The following is a 13,031-nucleotide window of genomic DNA, read 5'->3' on the forward strand; positions in this document are numbered from 1 at the left end:
GAACTTGCTGTTACTACACCACTTGCACTCGTACACTGGGCAGCATCTTCTAATGTATCCAAGATACCATCGTTGTCATCATCCAAGTCACTAGCATCGGCTATACCATCGCCGTCTGTGTCCACAGCAACTTGAAAACATTTAGGTGCTGAAACAGCGAAGCAAGCACCACTTACCTCTGTCAAAATATTTTTCCCAACCAAAAGATTATTTATCGTTCCACTATAATTGACAGCATAAATACGATAGCTCCCCAAAGAGGTTGGAGTAAAACTTGCCGTATTAGATGGCCCATTAAGAATAATATCATTCCCATCAGTCAAAACATACTGTGTAGTATAACCTATACCTGTATTATTCCCTGAAATAGTAGCGGTTAATACACTGCCAAGTGATACAGTATTTACCGAAGTACACGAGGAAGGACTTACTTCAAAACATTTTGGGAGTGAAGTTGCCACACAACTACCGCCAATACTATTAATCTGAATACCTGATGATAAATTAGGTAGACTTGTAGCGTTGGGGTCATAGTTAACTGCATAAATTTGATATGTTGTCAAACTAATTACTGAAGGGGCTGTGAAACTTCCTGTTCCATTCGTGGTGAGAATATTCCCGAGTGCATCAGTCAAAACATATACTGTAGTATACGACAAATTATTTCCAGTAACAGTAGCAGAAATAATACTACCTGAGATTGCTGGGGTACAAACCATCAAAGGTATACCTTTTAGTATAGGCTTGTAAATAGTGGGTAATGCTATTTTGCTGAATCGTTTCCCATTAAAAGATTCACCTGTTTCTGAATAAGAAAAGGAGATATTAACAGATAAACTTATGATTGACAAAACACACAAAACTACCCGAGTAAAAATTATATTTGCTCTTCTCATTATTAGTCTTGTTAAGAGTTCCTACTTAGAACTAAACACGGTACTTAACGGATTGATAAGTACTCTTGTCTTTCATAAGTTTAGTTTAAACTACCAGCATTTGCAGCACAAGTAACTGTTAATGTATAGGTTGCGATTTTACAGTTTGTACCTGTGTTGTCACAAACCTGAATACAATAAAAGTAAGTACCAGCAGTATTAGGAGCGGTAAAAGTATATGCTCCAGTACTAGAATTTACATTAAGGTTACTTGATGCAGGCAGTGGTTGTGCACTAGGGCTACTGCTTGGAGCTGAACAACCCGTTGAAGGAATGCTATAGCTATAAGGGGTAACTCCTCCTGATGGACCAATTTCAGAGGGTGCATTACCTGTAACAGCAGAACCAGCAGGAGCAGATTTTGTAGGGTTGTTAACTGTAAAAGTTAAATTATTACAAGTCGCACCTGAACCAGATACACTGGCGATATTTGAACCTACAGGTGAATTGATAGTAGTTCCATAATCATAGCCATTTACTATACCTGTACCTGATGCGGGTAAGTTATTGGGGTCAACAATTGTTACTGTACCTAAACAAGGTGTGGGCGCAGGAAATGAAAACAAAGTAATTGATACACCATTTGTAAAGGTCAATGCTGTATTTCCACTAGTTGAGAATCCCCAGTAATCAGTTGATGTATCTGATTGTTTCGGACTAGTCAAAGTCCAAGGACCACCAGTGACATCAGTTACTGTGCTGGGTAATGTCATAGTTCCAATTGGCGCTTTTAGCGCTACTAATGAGGACGCTCCAAGTGTAAAGCTTCCCGAAGACGTTGGTGTGAAATTAACTTTGTATGTACCGTTATCATTAATGATTGATAGATTACCAGACTGAGACATAGAGACCTGAGTAATACTCACAAATAATAACATGCACATCACAAATTTCACAAGGTAGCTTGATAGTTTCATGTTTAATTTTACGTTTAGTAATGAAATGCATAACTGGTAAATAGTTACGCTTAAAATGTCTGTGTTACTATAAAGCCAAGTGTTTGAAGTGTATTACCGGGATGTGTGAGTATCGTATTATTGATTGGTAAAATATCCCTTGTCGCTCCTGAATACCTAACTATCCCATCTAAATTGGTATCCTCCTTGGTATATACACTCACTTTGACTCCACCAGCACTCCCAGTTTGAGTGGTCAGGTAACCAGTGACAGCATTTATATCACCACTACTGTAACGAACATTATCTGTACCTGCTACAGTTAAACCTGTGGCATTACCAGCCCAGAGTGCTTTGATACTACCAATAGTCGCACTACCATTTGTTCCGAAAGTAGAGGTAGAAGGGGATGTAAAATCAACTACAGGTACATTACTGGAAAGGGTAATTGTAGAAGCAGTCATTATACCCAAGTGATTTCTATGACGAATAGCAACATAGTAGTTCCCACTAGTGGCCTGAAACTTTAAAGGTGTTGTACCATCTGGATTATATAGAGATCCATCTACAGCGACAAGAGCAGCAATACTCTCTTGGATTGTGGCACCATTCGTTCCAGTACGTAACTCAACACGTACCCAGTCTGTAATTTCATTCGCTGTCAAAACTGACGTGGTAGTAGTTGCTCCTAGATTATATGGATCAGTCAAGGGTATCAAATTTTGCGTATTCAATGCCTTCGTCATTGTGTTGGTAGTAGTATTAAATGCACCTTGCAAAAATACTTTTGCTGTTACTTGTCCATTACAAACAGTATTTAAAATAACAAGTACACTTTCGCTACTAAAACACTGATTGGTTACATCATAATATGCTGCATAATAAGTATTTGCAGTAGCAGATGTTATAGATGGCCCTGTAATTCTATTAGAAGAAGATGCAGGCAAGCCTGTATGATAAGTAACAATAGTACCTAAAGGCTTGTCTGTCGAATCTACCAATGTACGCAAATCAACACCTGTGGATCCAGTACTACAATCATTTGAAGCAACTCTTAATGGGGCAGCTTCACTGTAACAAGATCCTAAATTATATACCCCATAATATAGACCTGGACTAGCAGCTGCAGGATTGGCAACTATATTACTAGGAGATACAGGCAAAGCATTATGCCATTCAAAAGTGGCTCCACTAGGAGGGGAAGATGTAGGCGCATGGGTGGTTAAATCCACCGTTTGGCCTTTTAGTTGATTAGTAATTCCTATCAATGAAAGGCTCAATACCAGCACCAATCGTTTTAGATAAAAGTATTTTTCCATATCAATATTTTTTATAAAGTCTGTAAAACCTAATCGTTACATCATTGGAAAATATATCCAAATAATTGTAACGACTGGTTTTTTCATCTTACTTAAGAGCTGGAGCGGCAATCTTGATAGAACAGTTATCCAATGTCCAAACATCTACTAATGCCTTTTTCTTTGCTGTAGCCGAGCTCAAATCAGCGGTACAAGTACTGGTTCCTACATTAAATGTCAATATTCCTAATACTGTACCGTCATAGTTTACAGGAATACTTATAGTTTGAACACCTGTGCCAGTAGTTGATACAGATGTTGTGCTGGTTGTCATACCAGAACCACTCACACTAACAGGAAAGGCTCCAGCAGTAGTCACATTAAGCGTTACAACTAATAAATGAGTACTAGGCGTACCAGCAATTGGAGCTGGCAATAAACGGGTCTTATTACAATCCAATGTTCCAACTCCAACAGGTACAGTCACATCCAAGGTGTATACAGCTACTCTACAAACCGCTGTTGGGGTTGAACTATCACATACCTTGATACAATAGTAGTATTTACCTGCTATACTTGGAGCTGTATACGTATAGCTACCATTGGCTTGTACTGTGAAGTTGCTACTAGCAGGTAGGGGTTGAGCACCAGAAGGAGCTATACACCCTGCATCGGAAGAACCATTGCTATAAACATATGGAGCTGTTCCTCCTGTTGGAGCCAACTCTACCGAAGCATTCCCTGTTTTAGGTTCGTTGGTAAAAGCTGAAACCTGTGGATTTCCTGTACTCGCACCAGTACCTGTACCTCCAAAAGAGAGAGAACCATCAAGCCCTGCTAGAGTATAAACCGAGTAAGTATTAGGTGCTATAGCACTGGAAGTGGTAATCGACCCAGAAGACGTTGTTGCACCACCTACTATCGTAGCAGGAATATTTGTCCATTGACTCCCATTCCAACCTACAATTTTCACATTAACCGGCACTTGTACTCCTGAACTACTATCCCATGTCAGAGTTATCTGAGCAGGTGTTGTACCATTAATATCCCAATATTCTTTGGTACTTACTCCAGTTACGCCTGAAGCTACAGATGTGGTTGGGTAGCTATCTGTTGTAGGATTGACACCATAATAAGCTGCATCCGTGGGAGCAGAAGTAGATGACGTACTAATACTTGCAGTCCGTAGTTTAGTGCCACTTCCAATTGGAAATGTAAATGCAGCTGTCATGTAAGATTTCACATAACCATTAACAAATGCAGTATTTGACGCACCAGTATAAGTTGATGTTCCAACAAAGCTAAAATATCCACGAGGTGACGTTCGCTGAGTACTAATTACCCCAGGCAGTGCTCCCCCTCCAACAAGAAAGTTATGCTGGCTATTGATTACAGCCAGCTCACCAGAAGAACCAATATTTGTATTACCAAAAGACGATGATTGAGAATAGACTACTCTCGAAATCAGTAGAATCATTAGACAAGGAAATATCCTACTTAGATAAATGTTATTTTGCATAAAATTCGAATTAAAGTTGAATGGAATGTGTAATGTTTGCTATGCTCTTAGATAGATTGTTAAAACAAGAAAAATGAAAGCATAAAATTCACAATACAACTACAAATGGCTAAATGGTAGTTTGACCAAACGATACTAAGTCAGCTTTTAATAAACGTCACATATCATTGACTCCTGAATAACAGCACCTTTTTGAATCAACATTCCTTCAAATATGAATAATTTGCCACTGTCAGTATCAAAAATGCGATGTATGTTTAGTTCATTTGTACCGTTTACAGGAGATATACTAATTTGAGTCCAAGTATTAGGAGCCAACGTAACTGTAGAAACCCCATTGGAGCCGTTGCTAGGTGGCCAAAACTCAAGGACGAAATTTGTAATACTACTACTTGTGGACTTATTATTTCTTATTTGCCAAACCCCTCCTGCACTATTAGCTAAACTGTACCTAAAAGAATAATCGCCTACATTGATTGTCACATTAGGATCAGCCTGAACTAATCTTTGCTTAAAAGAGAGCTTTCCGTCGGAAGAACTCGAAAAATTAACAGCAGACCAAATAGGCGCCGAAGAAGTACCGTTATTTACATACATACCTTCTTTGAGCGCTGTTCCTGAATTATACACCAATAATCCTTTAGCAGGGTTTACTATAGTTGTAGCATCTGTTTCGCTTAGTAAATTTACTCTAGGTGGTAAAAAACCCCTATTTGTGGATTCAATTTCAAGTATAGCAGATGAATTGATAACACCTGGATTATCCCCAACTTTTACTTGAGCAGTGACAGAAAAGCTAATTGTTACAGCAACTGCCAAAACAAAAGCTCGTGATAAATTGTATATTGTCATGATAGTGATAAATTAGTTTAAAATGTGATAAACATCAGTTGCTATTAGAATTGATAAAACAATGACTAGAAAATACAATTATTAAATTTTGAAAAACTGGTAAAAAAACTGACATTTTTCATCTCTTTACACTTTAGTTTTTTGGTGTGATATGCACAAAGTTTGCTCGCCGTAGAGATAAGTTTAAGTACCTAAAAAGGTTATTAATTTTTAAGTAACATATCATATATAGTGGGCAAACATTGAAGCGACTATATCTTATTTCATTTTAAAAAGGGTACGACTTTTCTTGTAACTCTCATAGAAGCAATAGATAAAAGCTTCAGACAGTTACATTAATATTTATTCTAAAAATATAGGGGTATTTTCTAATTAACTCTAGTAAGAGACATTCTGATATAATGAACATTGTCTATTTGATAACCTACCCATACAGCTCTATACCACTTATCATTTACAATGACATTCATAGTTTCGGTTTCCTGCTGATTATTATTAGTCCAGTAAACAAGAGCATCACCATCTATTTCCTCATAATTTGATGTACCTGCTGCTAATACTCTTTTTGTACCTGTTGCTTTGTAATTTACATTCGCAATAGCATCATAAGAAAATGTTACAGAGGCTGTATTACTAGCATTGTAAATTCTTGGCTTCCAGAAAGAAGCGTCACTTTTTGTCACATCCATTTTCAATCCTTCAAAAGTGATTGGAGGGTTTGATGGAACTAATGAAGAAAGTTGAACCAAATTAGCCCAAGAGCTGGCAGGTATAGGTCCGCTGTAATAAACCGCTGTTTGTCCTACGTCTAAAGTAACTATATTAGAATTATTGTTATTAGATGTTGTCGTGGATGCAACAGCTTTAATCCATTTAGTGCCATCATTAACATATAGAGCAGGTACTACATCGTTTGCTGTAGCAGTATTATAAACAATCATACCCTGTATATGAGATGAAAGTGGCGTTGCACTCGTAGTTGAGGTCAAAGCAACTCTGGGAGGTAGAAATCCCTTGTTTGTTGATTCAGCTTCTAATACTGCTGAAGGATTGATATTGTTCGGATTATCACCTACTTTTACCTGAGCTTTCAAAGAAAAACCACAAGACATCACGAGCACTACCATTGATAATTTAACTAAACTTAGACTTTTCATTGTAATAAACGTTAATTGTTTTTAAAAGAATTTTGACTTATTAATTAATAGAATAAACTATTATATAAACATTCTTAACAGATTACCAATTCTGAAGCAAGTGTAACAACTACTACTTAGATGAGTTTAATTTGAAAGAGAATTTAAAGCTTTAACCAATACATCTAAAAGCTACACTGGGTGAATAATTTAAATGAAAAGAAATGTAATTCTTCTATCACTTATTAAGCTGAACCATGATTTTATTACATAAACTCATGGTTACCACAACTATAATTCATTAACTTCACTCCTCAAAAGTATAGTTTTTACACTATGACTACATTAATACTTATCCATCTGGAACCATCGCTCATGATAACCCATTGAGAACCATTTAAGCTAGCTTGCAAAGTATATGACAAAGAAGGAGGCGCTGTGGTATATAATGTTGAAGAGTCATATGTATACATTGGATAATTTGTGTAAACAGATTGCCCTCCCACAAATACTCGATGACTATCATTTACTAACCTCAACACTCTTCCTGCACAAGTCGTTGGGTCTGGTAGAACCAGTGTTGCATTTGGATTGAGAAAAGGGGGTGTCGATGAAATACCTGAGGTCGAACCAGTAGAGGTTCCGTCATATCTTAAAAAAATTACATGATCATTAGCTGTCACAGTATGAGGAGTAGCTGGAGTAAAGACTCCTGTGACAATTTTAAAATTAAAATACTGAGCAACTCCAGATCCCCCAGAACTGCCAGAACCAGATGATGAGGTCACGAAATTTACCCAGTTAGTCCCATTCCAAAAATAATACCCAGAACTTAAACCAGCTGTACCAGTACAAAACACCATTAAACCGGTTGCGGGTGTTGTAATTGTGGTTTGATCTGTTGAACTACTCAAGGCAACTCTTGGGAAAATAACTCCCTTGTTTGTAGACTCAACATCTAGAATTGCAGAAGGGGTAATCACACTAGGATTAGTACCTATTTTAACTTGTGCTTGTGTCGCAAACGTGAAAAACACAGAACATAACAATACTTTGACGATAAGATTTGCTTTCATTTTAATTCCTATTTAGGTTATTTGTTTGTATAAATTATTTAATAAAAAAGTAGTCAATGTAAATCGATGGTGTGATTTATTTATCTATGTCAAAGATTTTTCACTAAATAGATTTTAAGACGATTTTATTTTGTAAACTTCCACAAATGAGAATTGAAACTGTGTAATTTTGATACGTAACACACTTCAAATTTCTACCCAACATTACATATACTATCGACAAATAGGTTACGAAATACAATTTTCGGGTACTAACAACAAATTCTTTAATTGAGTGAATAAAGCCATGCCATTTGTCAAATATTGAGCCAATACACCTTTAATACCCAACCAAAAGATAGAAAAGGTGACGTAATCATTTTGACCAACGTTAACTTCTATCATTTTGCAAATATTCATCTAAACACATACGATATGCTCGTCCTATCTTAATCTCGGTATCATTTAAGATTAATATGCCCTTACCTAAAATCAATCTTCTTATAAAATTCGTGTTGATTATTTGAGATCTATTTATTTGGAGAAAATATGATGTTAATTCTCTCTTCACCTTTACCAAAGATTTCTTTCTCACAAATACTTTTTTATGTATTGTATGAATTGATGTATAATTCCCATCAGCTTCGATATAAACTATTTCTTCACAATTAATCTTAAGCTTCTGTAGGTTTTTACTTAATACCTCAACATACCTTGTAATCTGAGGTGGATATGCACTTAGCAATAGATGAATTGATGATTTTAGAGTTAATTTTAGTAATGGCTTTGCCAAAAATAGACTTTTACTGCGTTCCTTTTCTTGAATCATATTTTTAGTGTCTATCCAATCCACAATGAACAATACAGGAACGGAGTTAAACTTTTCTTGAATCAAGAGTTTGTATAGATCTACATTCTCCATACTTAGTTTACTAATTATCAAATCGGGTTTGTTTACATCATATACCAGATCCAGATCAGCAATTTTTCTTACACTGCCTACATGCGTGAAATTCTCCTGGTTCAAAATAGATTCTATGAGGAGTGACGATTCGTGATCGTCATCTACAACCATCACTTTATATGATTGGTTGTTGTATTTAATACTTTTCATTTTTAAGAAAAAAGGTATCTTAATAATCACAAAACAGAGATTAGAAGCTTGGTTGTACCCTTAAAAGAGATTTTTAGTTTTATTTTTATGTACTTTCAATTGAGTAGGATGATTCTTTTGCAGTTGACTAAATGCAAAAACGGGTGACAGAATTCTCTTAACAACGTTTGAAGGAGGCCAGTATCGTTAATTGAAATGAATAGAATATTAGCGACTAAAGTTCTACAAATAAACAATATAATCTTAATTCTTTAAAAATGTAAAAGATGGGCGTCAGAGCTACATGTAGAATATTACTACCTGTAAATTATGTCTTTCATGAAATAAAAATATACTCCAGTCTATTAATGCGACACATGATTAAAGTAGGCTATCTAAACAGTTAGTTAGACAAAGTCATCAGCATAACATTCTTAAATTCACTAAAAAACCTCAAAGTGTATAAACAACAAATTTTGGTGACAAAAAATAACTTATATATATATACGCTTTTACTAATAATAGAATTTATTACCTCGGATTGACCTAATTATTTTAGATTTATTTCGCAAATTCCTAATACCTAAACTATTCAATTATTTCAATTTTCGAATAACCTCTATAAATAAAACTTATTATTAAAAACCTTGGTTAGTGAAAATACTTACTTTAATTTTAAGACTAGTAAGAACTATCTTTCTACTTCAATTCAGCTTGAAAACTTCTTAATATTCTTCACTTATACAAAGATTGGTTCCTCCCGACAATGTAAAATTACAAACTAATCTCCTTTTTGAAATCAAAGTATAACCAATTCGCTTTTTCATATAATGAAATACCAGTTTTTATATAATGTAATGAAATTTGTACTAATCTTAAATCTGAATTTCTAAGGGAAGTTTTTTCAAATGAATGCAAAATGGCATGCTCGAAATATCAACAACCTTTTAAGTATTCGTGCAGAATTAGATTTAACTTATGAGTTTAGGCACTAGGCAACAGGCACAAGGCAAAGAGTGTTAAAATGTCTTTTAGTCACGATAGATATGTTTTTGCCGAATGCCCAAAGCTGAAAGTCTAAGGCTCAAAAATTAAATTTTATTTTGCCCACCAACTTACATTAATTATTTTATTTCGATTAATCCGGATTTCATCTAAATCTAAGGTTCAACTGTTTAGTCATGCAAAGTCTAGCAACTTTACTATTATTAGAGTGATTATCTCTAAAGTTAACTAATTATAAGGCACTTTTGAATTATAAAAATTTCTTAAATCCATATATTTTCTCTCATAAGCATCTAATAATTAATTGTGGATATCCTTATTCTACCGCTAACATTAATTTATGATATGACTCTAAAAATAAAATCATTAGCTTATGCAAAATTTTACCGCTATAGTATTAGATGACAGCTTTGAAGAAGCCAAAATTCTAATTGATCATTTAGAAAACATTCCTAATCTAAGGGATATACTTTTTTTTAATTCACCCCATGATGCCATGGTTTATCTATCCTCAAATAAGGCAGATATTCTATTTCTAGATATGGAGATGCCTGAATTAAATGGATTAGAGTTTTTGAAAGATTGGGCATCAACGCTACCAACGATTGTTATATCTTCTCATACAAATTATGCCATCGATTGTTTTGATAAAAATAACATAGTTGACTTCATTCAAAAACCTGTTACTTTCAATCGTCTACTAAGAGCATTAAATAGAGTTTATCAGATTATGAGTCAAGGATCAAATAAAGATGTGATTTGGCTTAAGGTCGGCAGACAAATCCAGCAGTTTAACCTCAATGATATTATTTACATAGAGGCCGATGGGATTTACTCTAAAATATGGAATACTGATAAGAGTTACACACTTGTCAATGATAACATATCTGAAATTGAGCAAAGGCTACAAGGTACCAAACTATTAAGATTACATAAATCTTATATTTTCAATTCAAGTCAAATAAAGTCGATTGATAGTAAAAGTATATTTATCGCAAATAAACAGTTTCCAATCGGTGTAACATTTAAGGACAAACTTGAGGATATATTATCTCTTTACAATCATAGTAAGCAATAATGAAATTAATATATAACATATTTATCTGTATTGCTTTTTTTTTACCCAAAGGATTTTCATCTAATAATTCCCAAAAACAAATTGAAGATGATATATCTGCATGTTTGAGTAAAATAGAGAAAGCTAATGGGGTTCTTCAGTATGACAGCATGTTCTATTATGCTAAAAAAGGATATGTACTTACAATTAAAACCCCGAATAGAACATTTCTCCCATACTATTATTTTTACGCATCTCAGTATTGTAGTCATTATAGAAACTACAAAAAGGCTATTCTTTTAGCCAAAGAGGGTTTGAAAAATGCCCTTCGAACAAAAAATTATTTACTGTATGAAAGAATATCATATTTGTTAGCTCTAATCTATTCAGAGATGGGAGACAAAAAGGCTGCTATCAACCAGATATTTATAAATATAAGACCGTCAACTACATTTTCAAAAAGTCCAATCACCAGTGCTGCTAATTTTCAATATTTGGCTAACTTTTATTTTCAGGTAAATGAAGACTCGCTATGGGCCTACTACATAGAAAAGGCAGTCAACTTAAGAGAAAAATACAAAGTAAAGCGTAGTCCGATCGGAAAAGAAACCGATGCTGGTATTCAACTTTTTTTAAATCTTTACAAGCACAATACTAAGGCTACTATTTATTATTTGAATAAAATTAAAAAGATTCATAAACATTATAAGCTTCCTAATGATAACTATTTTCTCAATTTTATTGCTGTATTGAATATCGCTGTAAGGTTTAATGAGGAATCATTAATCCCTGTGTTATTAACGATGGTAGATACTCAAGAATTCATAGATAATGCAACACCTGTTCACTTAGCAGAATACTATCATCATTTAGCAGCCTTTTATGTTTATAAGAAAAAATTCAAATTGGCAAGATTCTATTTTAATAAATGTATAGATAAGCGACAATTATTAGTGGCTATTACACCATTAGTCATCGAAACTGAAATCAAAATATTAGAATATGAAGGAAGATATAGAGAAGCGACCATATTATATAAAGAGGCACGTAAAATTGCATCTAATCAAACTGAAAAGCTTAAAGAAGTGGAGTTGGCAACATTAGAACGTAGATTAGCAGATGACTATCAAGATTTGAAACTAGCCTCTGTTCAACAAAAGGTAAAAATTGAGCAACTTGAAAACAAACAAAAAAAGGAACAATTAAAGAGCGCTAATAATAAAATCCTATTGATTTCAAGTATACTAGTTATACTACTGATAGCTGTTGTGATGTATTGGTTCTTGGTACTCAAACTCAGAAAACAAGCCAAAAGTCTAGCCCTATTAATAGAAAATAAAGATCGTTTATTTTCTATGATTGGTCATGACTTAAGAGGTCCTATTGTCTCTATTTTAAGTCTTTCTTCACATTCACAAACCAACGATTCAAATTTTACTGAAAATCAGGAAAAATACCTTAAAAATCTCTTATTCACAGTCGATAATATTTTACAATGGTCACTTTCTCAACAAGAAAAACTAACTCCAAACACTATTGATATTAGTATTGTAGATATTATAGAAGAAGTTTTGGAAGAGTTAGAAGCTTTCATACATTTATCATATATTAACATTAAAACTAGCTGTGATATTTTAAACCCTGTAGTCAAGTTCGATGAATATCATCTGAAAATTATAGTTCGTAATATAGTACATAATGCTATAAAATATACACCATCAGGAGGCAACGTGTTTATCTCTATTACACAAACAGACTCAATAACATTATCTATTCAGGATACAGGTAAAGGTATGGGGGGACAAATACAAAACCCCAACGCACGCAGTACAAAGATCGGATTGGAGATCGTCCAAAAGCTTGTTTCTCTAAATAAAGCAACACTTCGGATAGAGTCGAAACCAAACGAGGGTACATTAGCTTCAATTGTTTTTAATTGATTATAGCATAAGCTCTTTACATAGCAGAAATATCTAGTATAGTATTCAATATAGTTCAAGTCGCAATAAGAGCTATGATATATTAAATTGCATTGTGTTATAAAGTATCCTTTTTAGGCTACGCTACACCCAGCCGAAGAAGTGTTAAAAACATATTAAAAGCAGACAAATTATGTACATTTTTAATCTGTACTAAAAATGGGAAGCAGATAAAATGTCTAAGTTACCCTTTTGAGCAAAGCCTA

10 protein-coding genes are annotated in these 13,031 nt (G+C 34.2%); 2 read left to right on the forward strand and 8 right to left on the reverse strand.

All coding sequences use genetic code 11. The features are described 5' to 3' along the window. From QM524_RS07170 to QM524_RS07205, 8 genes are all read right to left on the reverse strand, one after another. On the reverse strand, positions 1 to 896 hold an 896-nt coding region (locus QM524_RS07170), incomplete at its 3' end, for a hypothetical protein (protein WP_283344054.1). 80 nt (positions 897 to 976) lie between these two features. Then, on the reverse strand, positions 977 to 1,852 hold the full coding sequence (locus QM524_RS07175) for a hypothetical protein (RefSeq protein ID WP_283344055.1): 876 nt from the start codon (positions 1,850 to 1,852) through the stop codon (positions 977 to 979). 50 nt (positions 1,853 to 1,902) lie between these two features. Further along, positions 1,903 to 3,150 carry a hypothetical protein gene (locus QM524_RS07180; protein ID WP_283344056.1) on the reverse strand — a complete coding sequence of 416 codons (1,248 nt, stop codon included), beginning with the start codon at positions 3,148 to 3,150 and terminating at the stop codon, positions 1,903 to 1,905. Positions 3,151 to 3,238: 88 nt separating this feature from the next. Continuing rightward, positions 3,239 to 4,648, reverse strand: a complete 1,410-nt coding sequence (locus QM524_RS07185) for a hypothetical protein (RefSeq protein ID WP_283344057.1) — start codon at positions 4,646 to 4,648, stop codon at positions 3,239 to 3,241. A 147-nt stretch (positions 4,649 to 4,795) separates the two neighbouring features. Continuing rightward, positions 4,796 to 5,500 carry a hypothetical protein gene (locus QM524_RS07190; RefSeq protein ID WP_283344058.1) on the reverse strand — a complete coding sequence of 235 codons (705 nt, stop codon included), beginning with the start codon at positions 5,498 to 5,500 and terminating at the stop codon, positions 4,796 to 4,798. A 368-nt stretch (positions 5,501 to 5,868) separates the two neighbouring features. Next, entirely contained in the window at positions 5,869 to 6,657 is a 789-nt protein-coding gene (locus tag QM524_RS07195; protein WP_283344059.1) for a hypothetical protein, read from the reverse strand. A gap of 308 nt (positions 6,658 to 6,965) precedes the next feature. Next, complete coding sequence (locus tag QM524_RS07200) at positions 6,966 to 7,673, reverse strand: hypothetical protein (RefSeq protein ID WP_283344060.1); 708 nt, start codon at positions 7,671 to 7,673, stop codon at positions 6,966 to 6,968. A gap of 409 nt (positions 7,674 to 8,082) precedes the next feature. Beyond that, positions 8,083 to 8,805: a LytR/AlgR family response regulator transcription factor gene (locus tag QM524_RS07205; RefSeq protein WP_283344061.1), complete on the reverse strand. Its 723-nt coding sequence runs from the start codon at positions 8,803 to 8,805 to the stop codon at positions 8,083 to 8,085. Positions 8,806 to 10,162: 1,357 nt separating this feature from the next. Between QM524_RS07205 and QM524_RS07210 the strand changes: the two genes are divergently transcribed. Next, entirely contained in the window at positions 10,163 to 10,867 is a 705-nt protein-coding gene (locus tag QM524_RS07210) for a LytR/AlgR family response regulator transcription factor (RefSeq protein WP_283344062.1), read from the forward strand. Continuing rightward, positions 10,867 to 12,786 carry a sensor histidine kinase gene (locus QM524_RS07215; protein WP_283344063.1) on the forward strand — a complete coding sequence of 640 codons (1,920 nt, stop codon included), beginning with the start codon at positions 10,867 to 10,869 and terminating at the stop codon, positions 12,784 to 12,786. The genes QM524_RS07210 and QM524_RS07215 overlap by 1 nt, the downstream gene beginning before the upstream one ends. The last annotated feature ends 245 nt before the right edge of the window (positions 12,787 to 13,031 follow it).

It is taken from the genome of Flectobacillus roseus (assembly GCF_030056595.1).
Lineage (GTDB): Bacteria > Bacteroidota > Bacteroidia > Cytophagales > Spirosomataceae > Flectobacillus > Flectobacillus roseus.

Coding starts and splice junctions, on each gene's coding strand:
- QM524_RS07185 (WP_283344057.1), bottom strand. CDS start 4,648: ATGCAAAATAACATTTATCTAAGTAGGATATTTCCTTGTCTAATGATT.
- QM524_RS07190 (WP_283344058.1), bottom strand. CDS start 5,500: ATGACAATATACAATTTATCACGAGCTTTTGTTTTGGCAGTTGCTGTA.
- QM524_RS07205 (WP_283344061.1), bottom strand. CDS start 8,805: ATGAAAAGTATTAAATACAACAACCAATCATATAAAGTGATGGTTGTA.
- QM524_RS07195 (WP_283344059.1), bottom strand. CDS start 6,657: ATGAAAAGTCTAAGTTTAGTTAAATTATCAATGGTAGTGCTCGTGATG.
- QM524_RS07215 (WP_283344063.1), top strand. CDS start 10,867: ATGAAATTAATATATAACATATTTATCTGTATTGCTTTTTTTTTACCC.
- QM524_RS07175 (WP_283344055.1), bottom strand. CDS start 1,852: ATGAAACTATCAAGCTACCTTGTGAAATTTGTGATGTGCATGTTATTA.
- QM524_RS07210 (WP_283344062.1), top strand. CDS start 10,163: ATGCAAAATTTTACCGCTATAGTATTAGATGACAGCTTTGAAGAAGCC.
- QM524_RS07180 (WP_283344056.1), bottom strand. CDS start 3,150: ATGGAAAAATACTTTTATCTAAAACGATTGGTGCTGGTATTGAGCCTT.